Raw genomic sequence first — 24,871 nt, 5'->3', positions numbered from 1 at the left:
GTTTAAAATGGTGGCCTCCATCGCGGGGGTCACGAGACACCAGCCGATTGACGGACATGAACCGCGACATCTCTTTTCCATCGCACCGTGAGAACCGGTTTTACCAGGGCATGGCTGCGACCCTTGTCGCCAACGCTCTCCAGGCAGTGAATTTTCTTGGTGATCGATTCCTGAGACAATCGCCCCATTCGTTGTCAGCCATCGAGGACCTTTACCGGCACTCGATGGACAGCGCCTTTTCGGTGACCGAGGCGTTCCTGGTCACCGGCGCGCCGCACGCCTCAGCCTATTACCCGCGCGACTTCGCCTGGTTCTATCCCGACGTCCTTGATCCAGAGACCATCATGGATGCGCACGACGCCCTGCGCCGGGTCCGTCTGCTCGAAAAGAGCGTGCGTCTGTTGCTGGAGGCGGTCCGCACCGACGTCGTCACGACGACCATCGTGCCGGCGGGACGGGGACGCTATCTCGGCGTGAACTATTTCTCGCGGCCCTCGGACACGCTGCTCGGCATTGTCGCCGGCCTCCAGCAGATGCTCTCTGCCGAGGAGAGGGCGTCGTCCTTTCTGGCGATGTCGCAATGCGCACATGCCGGCCGTCTGTTGCTGGCCGAGTATGGCGGGGACCTGAAGCGTGCGATCCTGAAGCTTGCGAGCGAGCTGGAGTCGTTCGACGCTGACGGCACAAGATATTTGCTCTGCGACGCCGCCGGGCCTCGCTCTGCAGCAACGGATACCCGCGCCGAGCGCCGGCGTTTCGTCACCAATGCCTGCGTCTACACGACGTTCTTGTGGGGTGTGCAGCTCGGGATCGTCGGCGAGAACGAGCTGAAGCGGCTGCTCGGACGCGACCTCGCGCAGTACAAGAGGGACCTGCTCCGCCTGTTCGGCCAGGACGGCTATATCAGGCATTCCCTGGGTCCGGCGGGCCCGCCGGTGTCGCTGGTCGCGCTGGATTTCGTCAGCGTGCATCGCGGATTTTGGGATATGAACGATGCCAGCGAGCGCGAGCTGTTCGCGGCGACAACCGACCTGATCATCGCCGAGCCGCGCTTCCGCATCCCGAGCACGTTCCACTTCCTGGTGTCGGCGGATAATCCGCGCAACAAGATGATCCACAAGATCGCGGCGCCCGCCTATCAGGGGCGCTCGTCGTGGCCGACGTTCAATGTCGAATTCGCCGATCGCATGCTGGACTTCGATGAAGCCTCGGAGAGCGATACCTATCGCGCTTGTGCGCAGGGGATCTTGAAAGACATTCGGACCGCGACCGAGGTCCACGGCGGATATCAGGAACTGATCTCGGAGCAGGGGCTGAAATATCGCACCTGGGCCTACAGGGGCGCGGTGGCCCATTCCTGGTTTCCGCGCTTCCTGTCCGTGTGGAGGCGGGCGTACGGAACGCCACTCCTCCAGTGGCATGACTGATCCGCGGGTTATCCCGCGGTCACGTCCACGAGCTCGCCGCCCTCGAGCACCTTGGCCGCCTTGGCGCGGTCGAGATCGCCTTCCCAGGCCGCCACCACGACCGTCGCCACGCAATTGCCGACGAGATTGCCGAGCGCGCGGGCCATGCCGATGAACCAGTCGACCGATAGCACCAGCACGAGCCCGATCGCGGGGATGCTCGGTACCGCGTTCAGGGTCGCGGCCAGGATCACGATCGCCGAGCCGGGCACGCCGTGTGCGCCCTTCGACGTGATGAGGGAAACGCCGAGCACCAGCAAGAGGTCGCCGAACGAGAGCGGCGTGTTGGTCGCTTGCGCGATGAAGACGACGGCGAGCGTCAGGTAGATCGAGAAGGCGTCGAGATTGAAGGAATAACCGGTGGGGATGACGAGGCCCACGACCGAATCCTTCACGCCCATGCGCTCGAGCTTCTTCATGATCTGGGGCAGCACTGCGTCCGATGAGGCAGTGGCGAGCACTATGGTTAGCTCCTCGCGCAGGTAGGCGAGGAATTTGAGGATGTTGATTCCGGCAAGTGCCATCACGCCGCCGAGCACGCCCAGCACGAAGATGCCGACCGAGACGTAGAACAGCATCACCAGCGAGACGAGCTGCTTCAAGGAGCCGACGCCGTATTTGCCGACGGTGTAGGCGACCGCGCCGAGCACGCCGAGCGGCGCGACACGGACGATCAGCCCCATGACGCGGAACAGCACGGTAGAGGCCGCGTCGATGATGGAGGTGACGAGCGCGCCCTTCTCGCCGCCGACGAGCGCGAGGCCGACGCCGAAGAGCACCGCGAAGAACAGCACCTGGAGCACGTCGTTGCGCGACAGCGCATCGAAGGAGGTGGTCGGGATCACGTTCATCAGGAAGGCGCCGATGCCACCGCCGGACAGCTTGTGGGCGTTGTCGGCATAGGTGTTGAGCGCCTTGGCATCGAGCGTCGAGGGATCGATGTTCATGCCATGGCCGGGGCCGAAGATGTAGGCGAGCAGCAGGCCGACCACGAGGGCTACCGTCGTCATGACCTCGAAATAGACCAGCGCCTTGACGCCGACCCGACCGACCTTCTTGAGGTCGCCGGCGCCGGCAATGCCATGAACGACGACGCAGAACACGATCGGGGCCACGATCATCGAGATCAGCTTCAGGAAGGCGTCGCTGAGGATCTTGAGCCCGATCGCGAAATCCGGAACGGCCATTCCCAGAATGACGCCGAGCACCAGCGCGGTCAGGACTTGGACGAACAGCGAGGTGTAGAGCGGCTTCGGCTCGGCGGTCGGTGCCGCAGCGATGGTCGACATATGGTGGACTCCCCCTTTTGACGCGTCTTGGGCGTCAAAACGAGAGCAACAACCGTGCCAGAATGTCGGGGTCACCCCTTGGGAATCCGGCTATTCCGCCCCCTTGGCTGTCCTGCCGAACATCCGCGTCGGCGCGGGAAGCCGCAGGAGGTGCCGTCGGTGACCTTCCCCTTTTCTTTCCAAGGCAGGCGGAAGGTGCCGGCGACCATGTCCTGCATGAAGGTCTAGGGCAGTCCATCGCGCCGTCCGTCACTGCGAGATGACCGCGGTGCCAGAGCTGGTAGATGTTGCTCTCGAGGCCCCAGTTGATGCGGGCCTCGCGCACGAGGTCCGGGCGGACCTCCGAGGTGATCATCTCGTCGACGCGGCCGGTGGTGCCATCGGCCAGCACGGTGCCGACGAAATTGACGATCATGCCTTCGCCCTTGTCTCTCCGGCGCTGCGTCGTTGCGGGTCGGAACCTGTCGCAAGAAGCAAACCCGATTCGGCGAGGAGCTAAAGATTATTTTTCCAGCGATCACGTGGTTACGCGGCAGCAGGCGATCTCGTCATGCGACGAGATCCAGCAGCCGGCACGAGCCACGTACCAGCACCTTGCGTCCGGCGGGGGTGATCGCAGGGATGCCGTCATTCATGACAACGAGGCCGAGCTCGATGAGGCTTTCGACGAGATAAGCCTTCGAGAGGCGGACATTCGACACCGGAGTGCGAAGCGCCTTCAGCGCTTCCCACTGGCCGGATGAAAGATCGAAGTCGAAATCGTTGCTCATATTGCCTCAGGCGATCATCCAGTTCGCGTGCCCCTGTTAGCGGCGCCGCATGAAGACCGTGCGACGACAATGAGTCGGGAATCGGTCAGCCTGTTTAGAACATCTCTTCACAAACTGCGGCACTTCATTGCGGCCACAGGAGTTAAGATCGTTTGCGCACGAATATCGTCCCAACGATCACTAATTGATGATCCGCATTTCATGCTGCGCTGCGAATTGCCGCGGTGCAGAGGGAGCATTGCGGTCCATGCTGCGTCGCGATACGCACAGAAATCATGAGGCGAGGGGCTCTGGAGTCTGTTAGGTTGATTCGCAGGGAATGGCTTCACACGGTGGGAGTGGAGTGCATGAACAGGCTGGTGGAAATTCGCAACCAGGAATCCCTGTGTCGCGAGCGTGCTGCGCTGGATTCGGAGCGCCGGATGTTCTGGCTCGCGCAGGCCCAGGAGTGGGAGCAGCGGGCGCTCGACGAAATCGCGTATCACTTTCGGGAGTGCAATCTCGTCCAGGCCGAGTTTACCGCCGCTTGACGCGATCGTCGCCGTCTACTGATAAGTCGCTACGATGTCCGACACCGCGCGCTCGAGCTGCTGCGCAGTGGCGCATTGGCGCACGACGCTGCAAAAGGTCCCGTAGCGCGGCATCTCGGAATCGCCAAAGCCCCAGGCGAGCCGCCCCTCGGGATTGAGCCAGACCAGCCGTTTCGAGCGCTCGGAAATCCGGCGCAGGATGTCGGCGCGCGGATCGAGATTGTTGCTGCGGGCATCGCCGAGCACGATCACCGTGGTCTGTGGCGTCAGCGTGCTCATGAAATCCTTCTCGAAATCGATCAGCGAAGAGCCATAGTCGGACGATCCGAAGCCGACCTTGGACATGATCTCTGCCATCGCCTCTTCCGGCGACTTAGCTTCCAGGATGTTACTGACCTCGATCAGGTGCGATGAGAAGGCGAAGGAGCGGACGTCGTCGACGACCTCGTGCAGGGAGTGGATCAGCAGCAGGAAGAAATCTGAGACCTGTGCGACCGAGCCCGAGACGTCGCACAGGGCAACGATTTTCGGCCGGTCGCGGTGCTTGCGCTTCCACGCGGTGAGAAAGGGCACGCCGCCCCAGGCCGCGTTCCGGCGGAGTGTGCGTCGCACGTCGAGATGGCCGCGACGCTGGCGCTTGCGCGGCTTCGAGTATCGTTCGCGGAGCCGGCGCGCGATCTGGCGGATCAGCGCGCGCATCTCGGCGACCTGGCGCCGCTCGATGCGGGCGAGCGGCGCGTTGCGCAGGATCTCGTTGCGGAGATTTTCAGCTTCCTCGCGGGCATAGAGCGCAAGCCCCTGCGAGACCGTGTCGCGCACCGCCTCGCGCAAACCATCGAGTGCAGCGCGCAGGCGTTCGGCAAGCGACGGATTGATCGCGGTGAGCTCGTCGAGATCGTCGCGCAGGCGCTGCAGGCCCATGGCGTCGAGGATGCGGCTGGAGAAGATGCCGCGCTGGGTGGAGTAACGGATGTCGGACAGGGACGCCGCGCCGGCCGCGCCGGCAATCGCGGCCGCGATGGCATTGCGATCCTGCGACAGCAGCATCTGTGCGAGCGGGCCCAGTTCCTGTTGCGGTGAGCCGCCTGCGGCATCACTGGCCGCCCCGGAATTGGGCGTTTGAGCCGCGCCCCGGGCGATGTCCTGGTCGGCGCCCTCGGGCTGCTCCTGCCGCGGTTCGGGCTGGCTGAAGAACAGATCGAAGCAGTCGCCGAGCGCGAGCTTCTCGTCCTGTGACTTGGCAAGCGTCAGGAGCAGCGCATCGCGCAGGATGGTCCGATCGGAAAAGCCGACCTGCGACACTGCGCGCATCGCATCGATGCTTTCGGCGGGCGAGACGTGGACGCCGACGCCGCGCGCCGCCCGAAAGAAACGATGGAGATTCTCGCGCATCGGCGTCAACCGAAGACGTTGGATCGTGCTGCCTTGGCAATGAAGGTCGTGACTTGCGGGGCCGCCGCCTCGATATCGGCCTCGTATTTCAGGAGCACGTTGAGCGTGTCCTTGACGATATCGGTGTCGAGTTCGGAAGCCTGGAGCAGCACCAGCACGCGCGCCCAGTCGATGGTCTCACTGACGGAGGGCAGCTTCTTCAGATCCAGCGAGCGTATTTCGTGGATGAAGCCGACGATCTGCCGGCGCAGCGTCTGCGAGATGCCGGGCACGCGGCTCTCGACGATGCGCTCCTCCAGCCGCTGCTCGGGGAAACCGATATGCAGATGCAGGCAGCGTCGCTTCAGGGCGTCGCCGAGGTCACGTTCGCTGTTGGAGGTGAGGATCACCGTCGGCGGGGTGATTGCCGAGACGGTGCCGAGCTCGGGGATGGTGACCTGGAAGTCGGACAGGATTTCCAGCAGCAGCGATTCGAATTCCGCATCCGACTTGTCGATCTCATCGATCAGCAGCACGCAGCCGCCTGGCTGCTCAAGCGCCTGGAGCAGCGGCCGCGGTTCGACGAATTCCTTGGAGAAGAACACGTCGCCGAAATCGTGCAGTTGGTCGAGCGCGGCGTGCAGCGTCTGCGCGCCGCCGAGCACTTCACCGAGCTTGTCCTTGAGGATCTGTGTATAGAGAAGCTGTTTTGCGTATTTCCACTCGTAGAGCGCCTTGGCCTCGTCGAGACCCTCATAGCACTGCAGGCGGATCATCTTCTTGCCGCGCCAGGCGGCAATCGCCTTGGCAAGCTCGGTCTTGCCCACTCCCGCTGGGCCCTCGACCAGGATCGGCTTCTCGATCTGTTGCGACAAATAGACGGCGGTCGCGATCTGCCGGCTCGCGATATAACCCTGCGCGGCGAGGCCGCTCTCCACTGCCTCGATCGACGCCGAGGCTTTCTGTTCTGCCACGAAATGGCGCTCCCAAAGGTCTTGCTTAAGTTTGTTCTGCCTGCGTTCCGGGCAAAGAACAAGCCTCGTTTGGGAGACATCAGATCCGCGTGAACGGCGTTTTTTCCGTTCAGCGCAAATAGTTGAGCGGTTCTTCGGTCGCGCTCAGTGGTGCAGCAGCTCCGGCTTGCGAATGGTCTGCCGGACCTCGGCGCCGCAATCGGCGCATTCGTAGACGAAGTCGATCTTGGCAAGGCTCCAGTGCGGCTCGACCTCGCGCACATACATCGGCAGGAACCCCATGCATGTCGGGCAAATCACAGGCGCGATTTCGACGTCCTGATGATGCTGTACATAAGCTGGCATCTCGGCTCTCCTTCGCAGACGACCACCAATCCCCGCGGAAAAGGTACTGCCGGTTGCCCCAAGGCCGTCATCAACTCTTTCGAACAGAGGCGGAACACCGGGCGTTTGTCGTTTGCTGTGACATTCTTGTTACGCCTCTGCACCGTAACGGGCGGACCAAATGCCTATTTCTGCGGCTGATCCGCGTTTCTCGGACCCTCACTGCAACCATAAGGGAGCAACGCCCATGACCCATGCCATTCGATTTCACAAGACCGGCGGACCGGAAGTCCTGGTCTGGGAAGAGGTCAGTGTCGGCAAGCCCGGCCCCGGCGAGACGCGAATTCGTCACACGGCCGTCGGTCTCAACTTCGTCGACATCTACAACCGTTCCGGTCTCTATCCCGCGCAATTGCCGAGCGGGCTCGGCAGCGAGGCGGCCGGCGTTGTTGAGGAGGTCGGTCCGGGTGTCACCGATCTGAAGCCGGGCGACCGCGTCGCCTATGGCGCTTCGCCGCTCGGTGCCTATTCGGAGGCGCGGCTGATCCCTGCCGACCGTCTCTTGAAGCTGCCCGATGGTGTCGATGACAAGACCGCGGCGGCGATGATGCTGAAGGGACTGACGACGCAGTACCTGATCCGGCAGACCTATCGGGTGAAGGCCGGTGACTCGATCCTGCTCCATGCCGCAGCCGGGGGCGTCGGCCTCATTCTCAGCCAGTGGGCCAAGCATCTCGGCGCGACTGTGATCGGCACCGTCAGCAATGACGAGAAGGCGAAGCTCGCCAAGGCGCATGGCTGCGACCATGTGATCATCTACACGCGCGAGGATTTCGTGAAGCGGGTCGACGAGATCACCGGCGGCAAGAAGGTGCCGGTGGTGTACGATTCCGTCGGCAAGGATACGTTCCTGAAATCGCTGGATTGCCTCGCGCCGCTCGGCGTCGCCGCGCTGTTTGGTCAGTCTTCAGGCGCGGTCGAGCCACTCAATCTCGGCCTGCTCGCGCAGAAGGGCTCGCTCTACGTCACCCGGCCGACGCTGTTCACCTATGCGGCCAAACGCGAGAACCTTGTGGCCATGGCGGCCGAGCTGTTCGACGTCGTCAAGTCCGGCGCGGTGAAGATCGAGGTGCACCAGACCTATCCGCTCAAGGACGCGGCCAAGGCGCATGCCGATCTCGCCGCGCGCAAGACGACGGGATCTACCGTTCTCCTGGTGTAATATTCGTCCAGACGTGATGCAGGCCGGCGCGGCCTGCATCACGTCCGTTCGTGCTTGCGCAGGTCGCGGAGGTGATCGAGGCTAATCGCCTGGAGGTCAACGTCCTCGGGCTCGACCTGCGGGAGGGCCGCCTCGGCCAGGACGGCCTCGGTGACGTCCTCGACCGAGTTCTCCACGATCTCGTGGATGAACGAGACGTTCCGATACTCACCCGAGGCGAGGCGGGAGATGATCTCGCGCCTGGTGATTTCAGGATCGACGACCGCCTCGCGGCCGCGCCGCCCGTAGTCGATCATCACGACGAAATACTGCATCATGCAATCCTGCCGCGCCCTGTGATCGGGTGTGCGGCAGAGTATTTCTAAAAAACAGAATGAAGTCAAGATGTATTTCCGAAAATCGGAAATCATCCAGCGCCTACTTGCCCTTCTTGCGGGGACGCGCCGACTTGGCACGCAGCCTTTCGAGTTGCCCCTTGGGCATGGACAGGCAGATCTCGCCGACCCAGTCGAGCTTGACGCCGACGATCGGCTTGGCGTTGAAGCTGGTGAGATTGACGACGGAGGGGGATTTGCCCCTCTCGATGGTCTTCAAATAGCGTTCGCCGGTCTTGAGCCGGACCACTGCCTCTTCGCCGTAGAAGCTCGACAGCGGATGGCGCTGGTCCTTGTAGACCACGATCACGTCGCCGTTCTCGTACTTCGGCAGCATCGAATCGCCCACGATCTCGAAGGCAACAGTCTCTTCCATGATCGGGAACGGCAGCGTGATGTCACCGAGCCCTTCCGAAGGAACCTGCTCATAGTCCGGTTCGATCACGGCGCCGGCCCCGACGCGGCCCATGATCGGCGCGAGGTTGAGTTCGAGATATTCCATGATCGGAATGATTTCCGACGCCTTCACCAGGCGCTCGCCACCGAGGATCTCGGACACGGCGCCGGGCCGCACGCCCATAGCGGCCGCCAGGCCGCCCTTGCTCTTGCCCGTCTTCTCCAAGCCCCGCTCGATCATCGCGACATCCAACATGGTGATTCCCTCGATTGCCCGTGTCGCCTCTTGTAATCCGAAATTCGGAATTGATGCAATTATGAATATCAGAAATTCAGCTTGACACTTGCTTCGGAATACCAGAATGTGTGTCCGGCCTCCGCATCGAGCGGTCGGAGGGCGCATCACACAGGGCAGCATCATGGAACCGGGCCGTTGGCCGTCGGAGCATTCCGACGCGCTTCGCGATTATTTTCTCAAGGGAATGTCTTATGCGGAGATCGGAAGGCAGATTAATGCAAGATACGGAACGGCTTACACACGCAACGCGGTCGTCGGCCGCGCCAAGCGGCTCGGACTCGTCGTGCCGGAATGGATAACGAGCCCGTCGATCGTTCCGCCTTTGCCCGGCGAGGCTCTGGCTTTGCCACGCCGGTCGGCACTGCCGAACCTGAACCGGCCGCCGAAGTCGGCAATGAAGCCCGCCGCACGGGCCAAGTTGCGCTGCGTCGGCGTCCAGCCGCGCCTGATCGAGCTGGTCGAGCTCGAGGCGGCCGACTGCCGCTATCCCTACGGCGGCGACAAGGACGGGGAGGAAATTACCTTCTGCGGCCATCCGCGCCAGCCGGGCTCCAGCTATTGCGCACCGCATGCGCGCCTGACGCGCCGTTCCGGAGCTGCGTCAGCCCGCATCGCAACTCCCGTCGTGCTGAGGCTGGTCTCCCCCGCCTGAAGCCGCGCCGTCCATCCAATCGTCAGCCTTGCAAGGAGTATCCGAGTGGCACGTCCCCGACGCAACAAGTCCTACAAACTGGCGCAGATTTACGACCGGCGATCCCGGGAGGTTCCGTTCAATGCCGAGGTGGCCGAGGTGGAGGTCGACAATCCACTCGCGCTCGATGCCGGCGAGAAGATCCTGGCCCTCCGGTCGTTCCGCAGCGATCCGCTCGGCCGGCTGCACGCACACCACCAGATCGACGAAGCGCAATACCGCGGTGGGCGTGCCTTCCAGAACGATTGGGAGCGGGCGGAGCGAGGCCCTCAGGCGGTGGATACGACCCGCGAATATGTCGATGGGACCGGTACGCGCGAGCCCGTCACCGAAAGCCAGCGACAGGCGGTGCTGCGACTGAATCGGATCGAGCGGGAACTCGGCACCGACGGCGCCGCGCTGGTGCACGACGTGCTGGTCCTGGGTCTGACCATGGATCAAATCGGGCAGCGTCGTGCCGTCCGTACCCAGCGCTGGAATGATTATTTCGGGCGGCGCTTTCGCGAATGCCTGGACCGGCTGGCGCTGATCTACGGCTTTGCGACCGAGACCGGGACAGAGGGTGGGGGCCGGCGCAGGTGACCGCGGCGCCCGGGCGATCCGGCCGCCGGGGCGCGGTTCTGTTCCTTACGGATGAGGTACAATCTGGTAGGGCGTGGTGTAGGGCTCGACACGCAGCGAGGCGTTGGCCAAAAGCCCGATTTTGGCGGTCGGCGCCTGCTGCATTCGGGCCGCGATGCACGTTGTATTGCCAGACGGTGAGGTCGCCCTTCTGTGCCAGCGCATGTGCAACGGCGCTCGCGTCATTGCCGCCGAGTGCCTGCAGCTCCTGCGCCGACAATCCGATGACAATTTCGTCCTTGATGGCGACGATCTTGAACAGGTTCATCTTGATCTCCTGCGCCCATGCGCCTTGTATGAGATCGCAGCGAGAAAGCATGCCGTCGTCCTTGTGCTGAGGCGCGCCCCGAATCGATCAGTTCATCAGCCATGGCGCCGTGATCTGCGTGGCCGTTTCAAACGCTTGGTCGTTCGATCTCGAGCAACAGTTCAGGGGACGGGCGGAAATATCCCGGGAGCGATGAACCTCGATGCGAAGAGGCGAGTCGCCGATCCGAAGGCGCTTGCCGCCTCGCTCGGCTTTGGCGGCGCGTCAATCAAGACTTTGGAAACCGGCTGTAAGATCGACGTTCATGTCGTCGACGATACAACCGCCGAGCTGGGACTCAACAATTACGTGTATACGCTGAAGAAGCGCTAGGCGTCTCCACCAATGCCCATCCACACTTGAAACGAGGCGAAACGCAGTGCGGTTGCCAGCAATCGGTACCGCGCGCGTGATTTAATGCAGCTTCTTGACGGAGGTGGAGTGACGACGGCCCATATTCCTGTTATCCGGAATTGCGATGCGACGGATGCAGACGAAGCATCGCCGGCGCCGGTGGTTGGGCTTGCCGGATGGGTTGTTCATTGGCATAATTACAACCTCCTCGGTTGAGCCTGGATGCGTCGTTGGCGGTGCTGACCTGCCGGGCCCTCCGGCCGAGAGGCCATCGTGTCCGGTGGTGGTGGTTTGGCGCTCGCGTGGACCTCGATGTTAGTTCAGGATGGCCGGTGCTTGTCATAGGTGCGAGATGAAGAACCTCAACTTCGTGGCTGAACTGCACCTCAAGCTCGGCGCGCCCGCGACCGGCACGGTCGAAAGCCTGCGCCTGCTCCGCGCCTTTCTGAAGCTCGCGCCGCGGGAGCGTTTCGAGGTGATCAAACTGGTTGAAGACCTCGCCACCGAAGAAGCCCTTCCCGAACACCCCCTGTCGTGAGCCGGACCGCGCGTCTCACGCCTTTTTCCTTCCGTTTCCTGCCCAAGCCGGCCTTCCGGGGGTATTTGCCCCGGCGTTCGCTGCTGGAAGGCGGTCAGGCAAATGTGGTAACAGTCAATAAAAAGGGAGGAGTGCGACCATGATCGAACCGAAGCTCGAAGTTCCGGCCGAACTGCGCGACCTGGCCGAGAAGACAATTGACCAGGCAGAAAAAGCGTTCGGCATGTTTTTCGAAGCCGCCACGAAATCGATGACGTCCGTTCCGGGAGCCGGGACGGAGGTGTCGAAGCAGGCGCTTGCTTTCACCGAGCAGAACATGAAGTCGGCATTCGAGCATGCACGCAAGCTCGTGCATGCCACCGACCTTCAGGAAGCGATGCGGATCCAGTCCGATTTCCTGCGCAGCCAGTTCACCAGCGCCGGAGATCACATGCGCCAGATGACCGGCAGTCTCATGCAGTCAGGCAAGGGCAAATCCTGATTCCGGGTCTGTGCGCCGGCTGCCTACAAATTGATCTTGCGCGGCATGAAGATCCGCATTTCGATGCTCGCGCAGGTCCATGATGGGCCACCGAATGATGTCTCATTCGCCGTCCATCATCCTTTCTGCTGATCCCTGTCGGTCCTCCGGCAGGGATTTGCATTTGTGGCAGGTCTCGCGATCGACCCGCCTCTAGGGACGCAGTGATCCGATGTAAGCCGCGATGTCGCCAGCTTCGCTCCGGCTCAGGGGGAAGTTCGGCATCCTTGGATGCGGGTCGAGCAGGAAGAAGGCGAGCTTCTCCGAACTGAAGTCCGGCCGTCGCGCAATGGAAGCAAAGGAGGGGACGTCGGCGCTGGCTTGCGTCTGGTCACTGGCCACGACGTGGCAGCTTGCGCACCAGCGCTTGGCGAGGTCGGCACCGTGACCGGCGTCGGCGGCCAGAACAGAGGACGTGCCCAACGTCGAGGTCACGACGAGCAGCAGGCAAATTCGTCTCAAACGCTGGCGGCCGTGCTTATCCACAGCATGATCCCGGAAATTGCGAGAGATCGATGCGGGCGATGAGCGACCGCAGCAGCCTGCGGGTCGCACGATAGAGATGCCGCACGAATGACGGCGTTCTCGTTGTGGGCAGGCCGGCGCCCTTCGTATCGAGACTTTCGGTGTGGTGCGACACGTGCCCCTCCGACGTTATATGGCCTTTCTAGCCTGCCGGCCCGGAGCTGCCTTGATCTGCCGCAAAGGTGCTCGCGGCTAATAGTCGCCGGGATTCATGACCATCGGACTTTTGGTATCAGCTGGAGCGAGTGGGTGCTGGTGGGCGACACACATCGAGACGTCCCCGGCCGCGCTCGGGGCAAAGCCGAAACGCACTCGACAGCGTGAACAGGAAGCGCGGGCTGCGACGTACATTGTCCGGCGCCCGGTAGCTCAACGGGACGGCAACGCCGAGATCGGCCTGGAGGTCATCCCACAGGAAGGAGCGCACGCCCGGTCCGGCTGACGTCAGCGGCGTTGCATTAATCTCTCGCCCTTGCAGCTCGACTCCGGCGACCTCGCGCATTCGGTTGCGGGGCTGCTCGAGGCGACGGGGCTCGCGCCCTCGCTGCTCGAGCTCGAGGTCACCGAAGAATCCTGCTCAATGATGAAGGGCGCGTGCTCGACATGTTCAAGCGGATCCAGCAGCTTTGCGTCGGCGTGCTGTTCGACGATTTCGGCACCGGCTACGCCAGCCTGAGCCATCTGGAGAAGTTTCCGCTCGACGGGCCCAAGATCGACCGGTCCTTCGTGCTCGATCTGCTGACTGATTCCGACGACGCGCGATCGTCGGCTCGACCATCGCCCTCAGCAAGCAGCTCGGGCTCAAGATCGTGGCCGAAGGAATCGAGAACCGGGCTACAGCCGATTTCCTCGTCAGCATGGGGTGCGAGGAAGGGTATTCTTCGGGCGCCCGCTGCTTGTAGAGGCCTTCGAGAAGCAATTCCAGCCTGGGTACGAAGCGGTCAGCGCTGCCTGAACGGGATCTTTCGATTTCAGCGCCGCCGCGCGACGGCAACGCCAAAGAGGAATGCCACGAACAGGCTAGCCAAGGGGGCCTCGCGCGTGATGGCGGCAACTGTCGCGAGCGGCCGGCCGGGCTTTCGAGCTTCGTCGATCGCGGCGGTGAGGCGATCGACCGCCGCGTGCAAGCCGCCGGCGACTTCGCCGATCGTACGGGATACGTCGGTCGCGACGTCGATGGCACGCTCGCCCACGCCGGGCTGGGGATTAGGCTGCGGTATCTCCGTGCTCAAGCTTGCGACCTCCAGACTGGACGTAGCCATGGAGGCCGGCACCTTTGGCTATCCGCGCGAGCGCTCGTTTCGAACAGCGGGTCTGACGACCTTTGGCTATCCGCGACAGGCGCCGTGATTGACGGCGGGTACCGGCCTTGGATGGGCAATTCGGCGCGCGGGATTTTGTTCCCGTCGAGTCCGTGAAACGACGGATGCGAATCTCTGTTAGGCTCGCACCAGCCTTGCTGTTCTCAGGAGACGGCCGTGACCGACCGGACCATGACGGATCGAGCCCGGCGCATCGCCTTGCTTGGTGCTCCCATCGACATGGGGGCTTCGCAGCGCGGTACCCTGATGGGCCCCGCGGCGCTGCGCACCGCGGGCCTTGCGACACTGCTCGAAAGCCTGGATCTTGAAGTCGTCGATTACGGCGATCTCTCCGTGGGCGAGGTCGGCGACCTCGCTGACAGGCCGCCGGAAAAAGCCAATCATTACCGCGAAATCCAGCGCTGGACGCGCGTGCTGAGCCGCAGAGGCTATGACATCGCGAAAACCGGTGCGCTGCCGATCTTCCTCGGCGGCGATCACACGCTGTCGATGGGCTCGGTCAATGCCATGGCGCGCCACTGGCAGGAGCGCGAGCGGGAGCTTTTCGTGCTCTGGCTGGACGCGCATGCCGACTACAATACGCCGGAGACGACGATCACGGCGAACATGCACGGCATGTCGGCGGCGTTTCTGTGCGGTGAGCCGGGTCTCGAAGGCCTGCTCGGCGATGACCCGCGTGCGTCGATCGCCCCTGACAGACTCGATCTGTTCGGCGCGCGTTCGATCGACAAGCTCGAAAAGGAGCTGATGCGCTCGCGCCGGATCAGGGTTGTCGACATGCGACAGATCGACGAATTCGGTGTCGCGGTGCTGATCCGGCGCGTCATCGAACGCGTCAAGACGTGCAACGGCGTGCTGCATGTCAGCTTCGACGTCGACTTCCTCGACCCCAGCGTTGCGCCGGGCGTGGGGACCACAGTGCCGGGCGGGGCGACCTATCGTGAGGCACATCTTATCATGGAGCTGCTGCACGATTCAGGCGTGGTGGGATCGGTCGACATCGTCGAGCTCAATCCTTTCCTCGACGAGCGTGGCCGGACTGCGCGCACTGCGGTCGAGCTGATCGGCAGCCTGTTCGGGCAGCAGATCACCGACCGGCCCACGCCGAGCAACGCGATCGCTCCGGGTGAGTGAATCGTGCGGGGCAGTGTTTGTGCGCTGCGAGGAAAGGACCTGCTCTCGCAGCCACTCGATTTAGATCAGCCCTGATCGAAATCGCTCGCTTTTGAAACGGCTGCGAATTGCAAATGCCGCTGTGGAACGGTTTGATGAGGGCTCCGCGCCAGCCGAGGGACCGCAATGAGCACGACAGATCCCGACAATGATTCCGTGACGTCGACACGCCGTCGCTTTCTGACAGCCGCCACCGCAGCAGCGGGAGGCGCCGTTCTTGGCGCGGACGCTTGCGTTGCCGCAGAGGCAGACAACCTTCCGCCCAACGTTCCTGAATGGATGAAGGCGCCGGGGGATCCGACGGGAGGCCAGCCCTACGGCACGCCATCGCCGTTCGAGAAGGGCGTCGTCAGGAACATCTCGAAGTCCCTCAAGCAATACATCTCTGCGTCCAGTCGGACGCCCTTGCAGGAGCTCGACGGCATCATCACGCCAAATGGGCTGTTTTACGAGCGACATCATGGCGGTGTTCCGACCATCGATCCCGCGCAGCACCGGCTAATGCTGCATGGGCTGGTCGAGCGTCCCCTGGTCTTCACGATGGACGATCTCCGGCGCTTTCCGTCGGAGTCCCGCATCCACTTCCTCGAATGCTCCGGCAACCCCGGTTACAGCAAGCCCTATGGCAAGACGGTATCTGACCTCGTCGGTCTCGTGAGTTGTGCCGAATGGACCGGCGTGAGCCTGAAGCTGGTGCTTCAGGAGGCCGGGCTGAAGCCGGAGGCCAAATGGGTGGTCGCGGAAGGCGCCGACGCGGCCGCGCTGACGCGAAGCGTCCCGATCGAGAAATGTCTCGAGGATGCGATGCTGGTCTACAGCCAGAATGGCGAGCGGCTCCGTCCGCAGCAAGGTTATCCACTACGGCTGCTTCTGCCGGGATTCGAAGGCAATATGAGCGTGAAATGGCTGCGCCGCCTGCATGTGACCGCGGAGCCGGTTTATTCGCGCGAGGAAACCTCGAAATACACCGACCTCCTGCCCGACGGCACGGCGCGGGAATTCTCCTTTTATATGGAAGCGAAGTCGATCATCACCCGTCCCTCCGGCGGTCAGCGTCTGAGCGCACCGGGCTTTCATGAGATCACGGGCCTCGCCTGGAGTGGGCACGGCAAGATCGCGCGCGTCGAGGTATCCATCGATGAGGGGAAGGGCTGGCAGAACGCCTTCTTGCAGGAGCCAGTGCTGACGCGTGCCCTGACGCGCTTCCGCCTGCCGTGGCGATGGGACGGCAAGCCCGCCGTGATTCAGAGCCGCGCCATTGACGAGACCGGCTACGTGCAGCCCACCCTGGCCGAGTTGCTCGCCGTGCGTGGAGAGAACTATTTCTACCACAACAATGCCATCTGGCCCTGGCGCATCGCCGATGATGGCGAGGTGACCAATGCGCTGGCGTGAGACTTGCGGGATTGGCTTCGCAATCGTGCTGTGGGCCTCTTCGAACGCAGCACAGGGGCAGAGTCCTTACGGCATCGGCCGACCGGCGACGACCGCCGAGATTGCGGGGTGGAATATCGATGTCGGACGCGACGGCAGCAATCTTCCGGAGGGGAGCGGTTCGGTCAGTCAGGGACGTGCAGTATTCGCGCAGCAATGTGCCTCGTGCCATGGCGAGAAGGGCGAAGGCGGTTTGGGCGATCGGCTCGCCGGTGGCCAGGGCACAATCGGAACGGCCAGGCCGATTCGCACGGTCGGCAGCTACTGGCCCTATGCCCCGACATTATTCGACTACATCCGTCGCGCCATGCCGCAGAACGCGCCGCAGTCGCTGAGCGATGAGGATGTCTATGCGGTGTCCGCCTTTATCCTGAACATGAATGGCCTGGTGGGTGCGGATACAATCCTTGATGCGAAATCGCTGGCGGCTGTGAAGATGCCGAACCGCGACGGATTCGTCGGCGATGCTCGCCCGGATGTGAAAAGATGAACGGAGCAAGTTCCGACGGCTGGCGCGGAACTTGCTTGGATTGAATGGGGAACTCCGAGGGGCACAATTGGTTAACCTGCGATAGGAAAATAGCGGACCCCTCAATGACTGATCGTTTCGCGAACTCCATCTCGACGGCGCTCCGTCATCCCGGTGTGATCGCATTTGTCGTGGCTGGCCTGACGATTGCGGCCATGCTGATCGTCGACCACGGACCCTGGAGCCGCGCCAAGACCCAGCCGGCCCATGTCGCGATGTATGCGACGACAGGGGAAGCTGCACGCGCCGCAGGCGCTGCGGTGCTTCCGACCGAACCGAAGTCGCCGATCGAGCCGACACGGCCGGGGCCGAAGACATCCCCGACCGTCAATCCGGTGACGCCATAATCTTCGTTAGCCCCTGCGGCCGTAGTTGAGAAGGCCGCCGCTCGTCCTCGGCGGGTGCGCGCGCAATGCTTCCTCGTTCGGTTCGGTGCCCCAGCCGGGCCGGTCCGGGATGATGAGATGGCCGTTGTGGATCTCCGGCTCGTGCGTGAACAGCTCGCGGTCCCAGGACAGACGATCGATGTCGATCTCCATGATGCGCAGGTTCGGCACGGCGGCGCAGAAATGCGCGTTCATCATCGAGCAGAGATGGCCGTAGAAATTGTGCGGGGCGACGTTGACCTCGAACGCTTCGGCCGCCGCGGCGATCTTCATCGATTGCCAGACGCCGTTCCAGGGCGTGTCGATGATCGCGACATCCATCGCCTGCTCGTGGAAAAAGGGCAGGAATTCACGCAAGCCCAGCAGCGTCTCGCAGGACGAGATCGGATGCGGGCTTTGCCTGCGGATGTAGCCGAGCGCCTCCGGATTGAAACTGTCGATCTCGATCCAGAACATGTCGAGGTCAGCGATGAGACGCAGGATATTCAGGTAGCCCTCGGTCTTGGCGTTGAAGTTGCAGTCGAGCAGGATGTCGACGTCGGGGCCCGCGCCCTCGCGGATCGCTTCGAGATGCATGCGCAGGTCGCGCAGAATTTTCCTGTCCACATTGATCTCCGGCGCAAAGGGTGAGCCGAAGCCGGGACGCCAGCCGGTCGGCTTGCCATCGTCGTAGGAAAAGATGTTGGTCTTGAGCGCGGTGAATTTCTTCTCGCGCACCTCGCGGCCCATCGCCTTGACGCCATCGAGGCTTTCGATCGGCGGCTTGTACCAGGAGGGATGATTGATCCGCCACGTCGCGCAATGCGACCAGTACACCCGGACACGATCGCGGATCCTGCCGCCGATCAGCTCGTAGCAGGGCACGCCGAGACACTTCGCCTTGGCATCGAGCAGCGCGTTCTCGATCGCTCCGAGCGCCTGCGCCACGACGCCGCCGGCAGCGGGGCGGGTGGCCGCGAACAGCTCGGCGTAGATGCGCTCGTGCTGGAAGACGTTCTGCCCGATCACGCGGGCGGACAGGCGCTGGATCGCTGCGCCGACCCCGGGCGAGCCAAAGCCCTCGTCGAACTCGCTCCAGCCGACGATGCCGTCTTCGGTCGTCAACTTGACGAAATGGTAATTTCTCCAGCCGGCATCGCAGGCGAGGATTTCGAGGTTTGTTGCTTTTGATGATTTGGTCATGTCGCTCCCTGTCCCCCGGCGGGGTTTTATGTTTGTTGTGGCGAGCTCGAAAGGCCCAGGTTGCAACTGTTAGGCTAACAACGGACCGGCGTGAAGCCCGCTGTAGAGCGCGTGCCGGGCGCCTTACGCCCACCTCGGCAGGGTGGCGTGTAGACAGCGGCATTGTCGTACGGTTCGTCAGCCGATCACTGAGGAGCCGAGCAGCGCAAGCACCGCCAGCGCCATCAGCGCTGTGCCCAGCCAGCCCAATGCGATCAGCCACGACCGGGCCCTGAAACGGCCCATGATCGTGCGGCTCGAGACGATGAGCATCATCATCGCCATGATCGGCACGGCGACAATGCCGTTGAGCACGGCGCTCCAGACCAGCATGTGCATGGAATCGATGCCGGTGAATCCCAGCCCGAAGCCGATCGCGGTCGCGGTCGCGATGATGGTGTAGAAGCCGACGGCCTCGTCGGGTTTCGCCTCGAGGGTGGCGTGCCAGCCGAAAATCTCGGCAACGCCATAAGCCGCCGAGCCCGCCAGCACGGGGATCGCGAGCAGGCCGGTGCCGATGATGCCGAGCGCGAACAGCGCGAAGGTGAAATCGCCGGCGAGCGGCCGCAGCGCCTCGGCGGCGTCGGTCGCGGAATTGACGTTGGTGACGCCGTTGGCGTGCAGTACCGACGCCGTGGTGAGGATGATGAAGAAAGCGATGCCGTTGGAGAGCAGCATCCCGGTGATGGTGTCGGCCCTGATGCGCGCGAGCTCCGGCCTGCCGCCATGCTTCAGCTCGCGAAGCGGCTTGTCGCGCTTGCCCTGGTTCATCTCCTCGACCTCCTGCGAGGCCTGCCAGAAGAACAGATACGGGCTGATGGTGGTGCCGAGCACGGCCACCACCATCATGAAATAGCCGGCGCTGACATTCACCTCCGGCCACACTGCGGCGAGCAGTGCCGTGCTCCACGGAATCTTAACGGTGAAGGCGGTCGCGACATAGGCGAACAGCGCGAGCGTGAGAAACTTCAGCACCGGCGAATAGCGGCGATAGGGCACGAACACCTGGAGCAGGGTCGAGCCAGCCGCGAAGATCAGAGCGTGCTCGTGGTTGAGGCCTCCGATGACGAGCGAGAGCGCCTCGGCCATCGCGGCGATGTCGGCGGCGATGTTGAAGGTGTTTGCGGCGACGAGCATGAAGACGAGCGCCAGCACCACCCACCGCGGCGCGACTCGCATCACGTTGGCGGCCAGTCCCTTGCCGGTGACCCGGCCGATCTGCGCGCTGACGAGCTGAATGGCGATCATGAACGGCGTGGTCAGAAACACCGTCCAGAGCAGCCCGTAGCCGAATTGTGCGCCCGCCTGCGAATAGGTGGCAATGCCGGAAGGATCGTCGTCGGCCGCCCCGGTGATGAGACCCGGCCCCAGCCGCTTCAGCAGGGTCGAGGCGGATTTCGGCTGGGCGAGGGCGCTGTCGCTCATGTATCTCGGGGTCTTTCCGGCTTGCCTTTTGCGAAGAGGAAGTCCGAAAAAAAACCCCGCGGGGGAACAATTGTTCCCGGGCAGGAAAAAAGCGGTGCTGGTGGGGAAATTCCGATTATTCGAACTCGGTTTGACCCGTGGGGCAAAACAGCTGTCGAAGTAGATCAACGCAACAGCTGTCGATGCAGGCGGCGCGGCTAGGGCTCTCTGCCGAGCCCTCGAGGTGGAATGCGCCCCTCTGAGCGACCTGTCGGGCCTGCTCATGACGAGGGCGACAGATACAGGTGGCGCCCGTCGAACTGCGCCAGCTCCTGCAGCTTGTGCTCGTTGAAAATGCGCACGGTGCCGCGCTGCAGCTCCAGGACCCCGTCCATGCGGAGATCGCGCAGGATGCGGTTAGTGTGAACGCTGGTGACGCCCATGGCCTCGCCGAGTTGCTCCTGCGTCAGCGGTATGGCGAAGGTGTTGTCGATGACGCGGCCGACAAGGCGAAGCCGCTCGCGCAACTCGACGATCAGATGCGCCAGGCGGTTATGGGTCGAGCGCTGGCCGACATTGACGAGCCACTCCCGCGAGATGGCGGCGTCGACCAGGGTATCGCGCCAGAACATCTCGCCGACGCCGGGCCGCTCCCTGATCAGCTCCTTCAGCGCCCTGTGGCCTATGAAGGCGAGCGTGCAGTCGGACAACGCGACGAGGTCGTGGTCCACGGTCGCATAGTGCAGGTTCTGCAGGTTGGGCAGGTCGCCGGGAATGTGAATCGCCAGGATCTGGCGCCTGCCGTCCGGAAGGGTCTTGGACCGGACGCAGAAGCCGTCGACGATCAGGCAGCACTCGCTCGGCTCCTCGCCATCGCGCAGCACGGTCTGGTTCTCGTGGAAATCGCGCAAGGAGACCGGCAGTGCTGCCAGGGAAAGCAGTTCCTTGTCATCGGCGCCCGTGGTTGTTTTCAGGCGCTCGAACAGCGGTGCCCAAATTCTGTCGCTTGTCACGTCAACCCATCCCCACGCGACAGAGCGCGTGGGAGGCAAAGAGCACGAAGCCGGCGTTGATGTTGATGACAAAGGTTAAATCGGCGGCCGCCGCTTCGCAACATTGTAGACGATGCGTTTCGAAAATGAGTGATTATAACAAATGTTAAAGTCACGGCCCGCACCGCTGGCAATGACGCCCGAACATTCGTCGGGCTGCGGGCCCGGTAATAGGAACCAAACGGCGATGGAGCCGTTGCGCTGCCGTTTCATGGTCGTGGCCACAGCGTGTCACGCCGCTTGCCGTCCTTCCGGAGACAGGGACCATCTGTGTTTCGAGCGCGGACGGTGGACGTGAAAAGGGGGCTCGCTTGGCAGCCGATCTGATTTTCAAAGTCGCCATCATTGCCTTGTTCGCGTTCGCGGCGGTGCTCGCCTCGATGGTATGGCTGAGCGTGTGAGGCCTGCTGTCGGCACGAAAGCTTGCTCGATCGGCGAGCTCAGGAACGGCAGCTCCGTTGCAGCGTTTTCCCGCGGCAAGGAGGATCAGCCGCATGGACAATCTGACGAAGCGCGCGCAGCCGGACCGCAGCAAGATCAACATGCAGGAGGCCTTCGAGGTCAAGTACTGGACCCACGCACTCGGCGTCACGAAGGAGGAGCTGCAAAAGGCCGTCGACAAGGTCGGCAATTCCGCCGCCGCCGTCCGCAAGGAGCTGGCGGCCGGCGCGGGCGAGCCTGGGACGAGGTCCTCTACTTGATGCTGACGAACATGCCCCAGGCGGCGGCCAGCGCCGCGCCGGTGAAGACGACCACGGGGTTGTCGCAGAACGTGCCGCCATAGCGGCACACGTTCGTGCCGAACTGGCCGAGCTCGTGATGGCCCGCAGAGTAGAACAGTCCCGACAGCCCCAGCAATGCGGCGGCGACGTAGTACATCGATCGTCTCTCCGAAGCTTTTCGATCCTCGCCCCCTCGCGGGCGACATGTCCCAGCTTGGCGCGAACAAATTTCGGTCGGCCAAATCCGAATTGCCGGATTTGGTTAAAATTTGATCCGTCGGGCAAAACACTGGCATGATGGCAGGATCGGCCGAGTGCCGCTGGACGTCCGCCTGCGCCCCCAGCGGAGCGGAGGGTGCTGCTTGCTTTTCGCGGCGTCGGGCGGTCCCGCGATTTGGTTGGCGGTGTTCCTATAAGGCGTCGGTTGCTGATGCGTCTTGCAGTCGTTGATCTATCGCAATGGTCCCGTCGCGCCGGGGCCGACGGTCGGGCCCAGGAAGCTTGCGATGAACACGGATTACATGGCGGAAGCCGCCCGGCATCGGCACGTAGCCGAGGAATACCGAACAATGGCGTCATGCACACCGGACGAAGGCCTGCGTAAGGTCTACCTCAGGCTTGCAGACGACTACGATTCGCTCGCCACAAACGAAGATAGGGTTGCCTGCAATTGCAGGCGCGCAAACTAGAGGCCGACTGGTTGGCGATCGTCAGTCGTATCGATGTCGGGCTTCTGGCCCATGGTACGACGAAACTGTCCTGAAACAATCCCGAAACCCGATTGTCCTGAACGCCTTTTCCGCTCGTCTCGACCAACCAGGCGAAAGGGAGATCACCATGATCCAGGTCGGTTCGAAGGAAGAAGTCGCGTTTCTGCTGATGCTGTTCGGCACCCACACCCAGCCGGTCAAGCGACCGAAGCCGAAATCGCGGCAAGGCTGAGGCCCAAAACCCATGCCGGGCTTGGCCGAATGCCAGAGCCTTTTGCGTCTTCTGATCGCCAGGGGCGATCCGAAGGCGATCCCGCAAGCCAAGGGCGCCATCGACCAATATCTCAACACTGCTCCGGTCAGTGCCCGCGGGCGCGGCCTGCGTGTGCTGCAACGCGATGCGCTCGACCTGCATGTTGCCGCGGTCGACGTGCAGCGATCCTTTGCCGAAACGGTGGATGCCTATATCGAGCGGAAGCTCGCGGAGGAGTGACCGTGCTGCTTGCCGGGGCCTGCGTCTTCGGGCGAGGCTGTGGCGGGCAACGTCGCCTGTTTCAGCAGGCCGATCTTGCGGTCGAGCTGCCAGACCTCGACGTCGCCCCGTCCCGTGAAGCGCCGCGCGAACAGGAGCGCCGACGCATCGGACCGCGCCTCGAAAGCCTCGGCGGACTGAAACACCCCGTTTTCCCCGACCAGATAGGCGCGATATTGCTGCATCATGTCGGAGCCCTCAGGCCGGGCGAGCGAAGCCAGGCTTCGATCTGCAACGCCGTCTCGTCCTGCCGCGCCTTTCGCAGCAGCATCTCACGCGCGCGTCCGGGCGGTAGCGCGCGCGCCTCGTCGCGAAGGTGTGCCGCTTCCTCGGCCAGCCGCTGATCGAGCGTTTTGGTCTGCTTGTAACGTCGACGCTTCAGCATGACGCCGGCTCCTTGCTGGAGTAGGCGGGAGCGCAATCGCGCTCTCATCACCGATCGTTGCCGTGGGCCTTGCGGTGATGGGATGAGGCTAGGCTTGCTGGAGCGCAGGGGACATAACAATTGATGGGTGCAAAGTAATTATTTTCGCTAGTACTTTCTGCAGTTTGAGCCACTTACTCATTTTTGTGCGAAGCACGCTTCCAAAGTTCACTTTTGAACAAAGCCATCTCTGGTAGTTTGCACAAATCACTGGCCGAGGCTTCGTCCATAGGCGCCGGTGGCTGAGAGACCGATTGCGTTTCAGGTCGGCTGGCCGCGGCAAGGGGTGTTTTAGCGCCGCACATAGCGGTAGGGACGCTCAAAAACGTATGTCGAGCCGAAGCGGTATGGCAGTGGGTCGTAGCCAATCAAATACGCAGTTCTCACCCTGTAGAGCCTGTGTCGCACGACGGCAGTGTGCCGGTGCCACGTAGTGCTGCAAGCACAATTGGCGCGAGAACTGAACTCGGTGGCAGTCGCATGCTGCGGTAGAACAAAAATAGCAAATGCCAAAACCGCCAACGGCCGATACATGAGCGTGCTCCATACGCGCTTGCTGTCGTCCCTTAAAAGTTGGCGGGGCCTTCCAAAGTTCCCAAGCGTTGGTGTTGCGTGCGGTTCTCAAACCCAACCGAACCTGCGCCAGCCTGCGCAACGCATCACTGTACCAGGTACGAGCCAAGCGGCCCCCGGCCCGATCCGGGGCGACGTCTACGTGATACTAGCTGCCAAAATGAAGCGGCCCCAGCGCAGGAGGCTGGGGCCGACCACCCTCCCGAGTGGCGCGTCATTCATCCTCATCCAGTGTACCGGGAAAACTCGGCATCTGGCCTATGGTTCCGAGAGTGTCATAAGTTAATTTGTCGAGTGTCCCTCCGGGAAGCTCGCTGTGCGACAGCAGCAGTAATCCTCCGGCCAATCACAAGATTTCCGCGTCGGTACTCGTGAGCCGACATTCCGGGCGGGGCCTATCGATCCCCAAATGGATGATCGCTGACGGCCAGTGCGATGGCGATCGCGGGGATCAGGCCGGACAGCAGAAGACGGCTTTGGCTTGCATGGCTGCAGATGGCTTGCGCCGCTGAAGCATTGCGCATCAGCGCGAGTCGAAGCTGACTTGCTTCCTCCAGCGCAGCGTCGGCGCGCGCCAGGAGCGGATCCGGTGTTGTGTCCTGCATGAGAAGCGAATCGGTATGCTGACGAATGTTCCGGATCGGAGCCTCGGGCGCGATACGCGTTTGGAGTGGCGCCGCTAGGCGAGATGCCGCGGCATAGCTCTTCACATGGGCTTCGGGTCTCACGGCATGTGGACTCTCGCGAACCCTCCAGCACGGGTGCAATTTGACATTGTTCTCTTTTTGTTCTATGACACGAAAACTCAACCTGTAAGCG

General features: G+C 62.8%; 30 protein-coding genes and 4 pseudogenes. 15 read left to right on the top strand and 19 right to left on the bottom strand.

All coding sequences use genetic code 11. From position 1 onward, the window contains the following. Positions 1 to 56 precede the first annotated feature (56 nt). Complete coding sequence (locus tag ACNJYB_RS27285; protein ID WP_439369604.1) at positions 57 to 1,427, top strand: hypothetical protein; 1,371 nt, start codon at positions 57 to 59, stop codon at positions 1,425 to 1,427. Between the two features lie 8 nt (positions 1,428 to 1,435). Here the strand turns inward: ACNJYB_RS27285 and ACNJYB_RS27280 are convergent, their stop codons facing one another. The 3 genes and pseudogenes from ACNJYB_RS27280 to ACNJYB_RS27270 all read right to left on the bottom strand — a co-directional run bounded on the left by ACNJYB_RS27280 (position 1,436) and on the right by ACNJYB_RS27270 (position 3,525). After that, on the bottom strand, positions 1,436 to 2,755 hold the full coding sequence (locus ACNJYB_RS27280) for a dicarboxylate/amino acid:cation symporter (RefSeq protein WP_439369603.1): 1,320 nt from the start codon (positions 2,753 to 2,755) through the stop codon (positions 1,436 to 1,438). A 90-nt stretch (positions 2,756 to 2,845) separates the two neighbouring features. Then, positions 2,846 to 3,179, bottom strand: a pseudogene (gene amiF / locus ACNJYB_RS27275) (formamidase); the annotation flags it as partial. A 124-nt stretch (positions 3,180 to 3,303) separates the two neighbouring features. After that, a complete protein-coding gene (locus ACNJYB_RS27270; protein ID WP_439369602.1) occupies positions 3,304 to 3,525 on the bottom strand; it encodes a hypothetical protein in 222 nt (73 codons plus the stop codon). Between the two features lie 347 nt (positions 3,526 to 3,872). On the opposite strand from ACNJYB_RS27270, the gene ACNJYB_RS27265 reads away from it, so the two are divergent. Further along, on the top strand, positions 3,873 to 4,055 hold the full coding sequence (locus tag ACNJYB_RS27265) for a hypothetical protein (protein ID WP_439369601.1): 183 nt from the start codon (positions 3,873 to 3,875) through the stop codon (positions 4,053 to 4,055). 15 nt (positions 4,056 to 4,070) lie between these two features. Here ACNJYB_RS27265 and ACNJYB_RS27260 read toward each other — a convergent pair whose 3' ends face one another. The 3 genes from ACNJYB_RS27260 to ACNJYB_RS27250 all read right to left on the bottom strand — a co-directional run bounded on the left by ACNJYB_RS27260 (position 4,071) and on the right by ACNJYB_RS27250 (position 6,745). Next, a complete protein-coding gene (locus ACNJYB_RS27260; RefSeq protein ID WP_439369600.1) occupies positions 4,071 to 5,447 on the bottom strand; it encodes a vWA domain-containing protein in 1,377 nt (458 codons plus the stop codon). Between the two features lie 5 nt (positions 5,448 to 5,452). Beyond that, the gene (locus tag ACNJYB_RS27255; protein WP_439369598.1) at positions 5,453 to 6,400 is read right to left on the bottom strand and encodes an AAA family ATPase; all 948 of its coding nucleotides are present in this window, start codon (positions 6,398 to 6,400) and stop codon (positions 5,453 to 5,455) included. 144 nt (positions 6,401 to 6,544) lie between these two features. Then, positions 6,545 to 6,745 carry a hypothetical protein gene (locus ACNJYB_RS27250; RefSeq protein WP_439369596.1) on the bottom strand — a complete coding sequence of 67 codons (201 nt, stop codon included), beginning with the start codon at positions 6,743 to 6,745 and terminating at the stop codon, positions 6,545 to 6,547. Between the two features lie 226 nt (positions 6,746 to 6,971). Here ACNJYB_RS27250 and ACNJYB_RS27245 point away from each other — a divergent pair, with 226 nt between their 5' ends. Continuing rightward, on the top strand, positions 6,972 to 7,946 hold the full coding sequence (locus tag ACNJYB_RS27245; RefSeq protein WP_439369594.1) for a quinone oxidoreductase family protein: 975 nt from the start codon (positions 6,972 to 6,974) through the stop codon (positions 7,944 to 7,946). Positions 7,947 to 7,984: 38 nt separating this feature from the next. Here the strand turns inward: ACNJYB_RS27245 and ACNJYB_RS27240 are convergent, their stop codons facing one another. After that, positions 7,985 to 8,260, bottom strand: a complete 276-nt coding sequence (locus ACNJYB_RS27240) for a hypothetical protein (protein WP_439375657.1) — start codon at positions 8,258 to 8,260, stop codon at positions 7,985 to 7,987. Between the two features lie 103 nt (positions 8,261 to 8,363). Beyond that, on the bottom strand, positions 8,364 to 8,972 hold the full coding sequence (locus tag ACNJYB_RS27235; RefSeq protein WP_439369593.1) for a S24 family peptidase: 609 nt from the start codon (positions 8,970 to 8,972) through the stop codon (positions 8,364 to 8,366). Positions 8,973 to 9,135: 163 nt separating this feature from the next. Here ACNJYB_RS27235 and ACNJYB_RS27230 point away from each other — a divergent pair, with 163 nt between their 5' ends. Both ACNJYB_RS27230 and ACNJYB_RS27225 read left to right on the top strand, forming a co-directional pair. After that, the gene (locus tag ACNJYB_RS27230) at positions 9,136 to 9,666 is read left to right on the top strand and encodes a GcrA family cell cycle regulator (protein ID WP_439369591.1); all 531 of its coding nucleotides are present in this window, start codon (positions 9,136 to 9,138) and stop codon (positions 9,664 to 9,666) included. A 45-nt stretch (positions 9,667 to 9,711) separates the two neighbouring features. Then, positions 9,712 to 10,287, top strand: coding sequence for a hypothetical protein (locus ACNJYB_RS27225; protein ID WP_439369590.1), 576 nt, complete (start codon positions 9,712 to 9,714; stop codon positions 10,285 to 10,287). Between the two features lie 45 nt (positions 10,288 to 10,332). On the opposite strand, the pseudogene ACNJYB_RS27220 reads toward ACNJYB_RS27225, so the two are convergent. Next, a pseudogene (locus tag ACNJYB_RS27220) lies at positions 10,333 to 10,645 on the bottom strand (hypothetical protein). On the opposite strand from ACNJYB_RS27220, the gene ACNJYB_RS27215 reads away from it, so the two are divergent. The 3 genes from ACNJYB_RS27215 to ACNJYB_RS27205 all read left to right on the top strand — a co-directional run bounded on the left by ACNJYB_RS27215 (position 10,526) and on the right by ACNJYB_RS27205 (position 12,006). Further along, on the top strand, positions 10,526 to 10,966 hold the full coding sequence (locus ACNJYB_RS27215) for a hypothetical protein (protein ID WP_439375656.1): 441 nt from the start codon (positions 10,526 to 10,528) through the stop codon (positions 10,964 to 10,966). The pseudogene ACNJYB_RS27220 and the gene ACNJYB_RS27215 overlap by 120 nt on opposite strands. Before the next feature lie 373 nt (positions 10,967 to 11,339). Further along, positions 11,340 to 11,525 carry a hypothetical protein gene (locus ACNJYB_RS27210; protein WP_439369589.1) on the top strand — a complete coding sequence of 62 codons (186 nt, stop codon included), beginning with the start codon at positions 11,340 to 11,342 and terminating at the stop codon, positions 11,523 to 11,525. A gap of 139 nt (positions 11,526 to 11,664) precedes the next feature. Then, a complete protein-coding gene (locus tag ACNJYB_RS27205) occupies positions 11,665 to 12,006 on the top strand; it encodes a phasin (protein ID WP_018644784.1) in 342 nt (113 codons plus the stop codon). Positions 12,007 to 12,198: 192 nt separating this feature from the next. Here ACNJYB_RS27205 and ACNJYB_RS27200 read toward each other — a convergent pair whose 3' ends face one another. Further along, positions 12,199 to 12,531, bottom strand: a complete 333-nt coding sequence (locus ACNJYB_RS27200; protein WP_439369588.1) for a c-type cytochrome — start codon at positions 12,529 to 12,531, stop codon at positions 12,199 to 12,201. 271 nt (positions 12,532 to 12,802) lie between these two features. Beyond that, positions 12,803 to 13,018, bottom strand: a pseudogene (locus ACNJYB_RS27195) (hypothetical protein); the annotation flags it as partial. Between ACNJYB_RS27195 and ACNJYB_RS27190 the strand changes: the two are divergent. Then, positions 13,019 to 13,525, top strand: a pseudogene (locus ACNJYB_RS27190) (EAL domain-containing protein); the annotation flags it as partial. It abuts the pseudogene before it with no gap. 16 nt (positions 13,526 to 13,541) lie between these two features. On the opposite strand, the gene ACNJYB_RS27185 reads toward ACNJYB_RS27190, so the two are convergent. Further along, a complete protein-coding gene (locus ACNJYB_RS27185; protein ID WP_439369587.1) occupies positions 13,542 to 13,832 on the bottom strand; it encodes a hypothetical protein in 291 nt (96 codons plus the stop codon). Between the two features lie 216 nt (positions 13,833 to 14,048). On the opposite strand from ACNJYB_RS27185, the gene rocF reads away from it, so the two are divergent. The 4 genes from rocF (at position 14,049) to ACNJYB_RS27165 (ending at position 17,375) form a co-directional block, all read left to right on the top strand. Next, complete coding sequence (gene rocF, locus ACNJYB_RS27180) at positions 14,049 to 15,026, top strand: arginase (RefSeq protein WP_439369586.1); 978 nt, start codon at positions 14,049 to 14,051, stop codon at positions 15,024 to 15,026. Positions 15,027 to 15,191: 165 nt separating this feature from the next. Continuing rightward, positions 15,192 to 16,460: a sulfite dehydrogenase gene (gene soxC / locus ACNJYB_RS27175; RefSeq protein ID WP_439369585.1), complete on the top strand. Its 1,269-nt coding sequence runs from the start codon at positions 15,192 to 15,194 to the stop codon at positions 16,458 to 16,460. Continuing rightward, positions 16,447 to 16,989, top strand: a complete 543-nt coding sequence (locus ACNJYB_RS27170) for a c-type cytochrome (RefSeq protein WP_439369584.1) — start codon at positions 16,447 to 16,449, stop codon at positions 16,987 to 16,989. The genes soxC and ACNJYB_RS27170 overlap by 14 nt, the downstream gene beginning before the upstream one ends. A gap of 104 nt (positions 16,990 to 17,093) precedes the next feature. Then, on the top strand, positions 17,094 to 17,375 hold the full coding sequence (locus ACNJYB_RS27165) for a hypothetical protein (RefSeq protein WP_439369583.1): 282 nt from the start codon (positions 17,094 to 17,096) through the stop codon (positions 17,373 to 17,375). A gap of 6 nt (positions 17,376 to 17,381) precedes the next feature. Here the strand turns inward: ACNJYB_RS27165 and ACNJYB_RS27160 are convergent, their stop codons facing one another. From ACNJYB_RS27160 to ACNJYB_RS27150, 3 genes are all read right to left on the bottom strand, one after another. Then, a complete protein-coding gene (locus ACNJYB_RS27160) occupies positions 17,382 to 18,596 on the bottom strand; it encodes a mandelate racemase/muconate lactonizing enzyme family protein (RefSeq protein ID WP_439369582.1) in 1,215 nt (404 codons plus the stop codon). Between the two features lie 177 nt (positions 18,597 to 18,773). Then, positions 18,774 to 20,060, bottom strand: a complete 1,287-nt coding sequence (locus tag ACNJYB_RS27155; RefSeq protein WP_439369579.1) for an NRAMP family divalent metal transporter — start codon at positions 20,058 to 20,060, stop codon at positions 18,774 to 18,776. A 260-nt stretch (positions 20,061 to 20,320) separates the two neighbouring features. Continuing rightward, positions 20,321 to 21,052: a Crp/Fnr family transcriptional regulator gene (locus tag ACNJYB_RS27150; RefSeq protein ID WP_439369577.1), complete on the bottom strand. Its 732-nt coding sequence runs from the start codon at positions 21,050 to 21,052 to the stop codon at positions 20,321 to 20,323. A 533-nt stretch (positions 21,053 to 21,585) separates the two neighbouring features. Here ACNJYB_RS27150 and ACNJYB_RS27145 point away from each other — a divergent pair. Next, complete coding sequence (locus ACNJYB_RS27145) at positions 21,586 to 21,792, top strand: DUF3606 domain-containing protein (RefSeq protein WP_439369575.1); 207 nt, start codon at positions 21,586 to 21,588, stop codon at positions 21,790 to 21,792. Here the strand turns inward: ACNJYB_RS27145 and ACNJYB_RS27140 are convergent. After that, on the bottom strand, positions 21,785 to 21,970 hold the full coding sequence (locus ACNJYB_RS27140; protein WP_439369574.1) for a hypothetical protein: 186 nt from the start codon (positions 21,968 to 21,970) through the stop codon (positions 21,785 to 21,787). The two genes, ACNJYB_RS27145 and ACNJYB_RS27140, sit on opposite strands and share 8 nt — an antisense overlap. Positions 21,971 to 22,767: 797 nt before the next feature. Here ACNJYB_RS27140 and ACNJYB_RS27135 point away from each other — a divergent pair. Then, on the top strand, positions 22,768 to 23,016 hold the full coding sequence (locus tag ACNJYB_RS27135; RefSeq protein ID WP_439369571.1) for a hypothetical protein: 249 nt from the start codon (positions 22,768 to 22,770) through the stop codon (positions 23,014 to 23,016). Here the strand turns inward: ACNJYB_RS27135 and ACNJYB_RS27130 are convergent. From ACNJYB_RS27130 to ACNJYB_RS27120, 3 genes are all read right to left on the bottom strand, one after another. Further along, entirely contained in the window at positions 22,986 to 23,243 is a 258-nt protein-coding gene (locus ACNJYB_RS27130; protein ID WP_439369570.1) for a hypothetical protein, read from the bottom strand. The genes ACNJYB_RS27135 and ACNJYB_RS27130 overlap by 31 nt on opposite strands. After that, positions 23,240 to 23,440, bottom strand: coding sequence for a hypothetical protein (locus ACNJYB_RS27125; protein ID WP_439369568.1), 201 nt, complete (start codon positions 23,438 to 23,440; stop codon positions 23,240 to 23,242). The genes ACNJYB_RS27130 and ACNJYB_RS27125 overlap by 4 nt, the downstream gene beginning before the upstream one ends. Before the next feature lie 1,007 nt (positions 23,441 to 24,447). Beyond that, entirely contained in the window at positions 24,448 to 24,762 is a 315-nt protein-coding gene (locus ACNJYB_RS27120) for a hypothetical protein (protein WP_439369566.1), read from the bottom strand. Positions 24,763 to 24,871: the final 109 nt, after the last annotated feature.

It is taken from the genome of Bradyrhizobium sp. SMVTL-02 (assembly GCF_051853005.1).
GTDB lineage: Bacteria > Pseudomonadota > Alphaproteobacteria > Rhizobiales > Xanthobacteraceae > Bradyrhizobium.
This window is presented reverse-complemented; position numbering and strand designations above follow the sequence as displayed.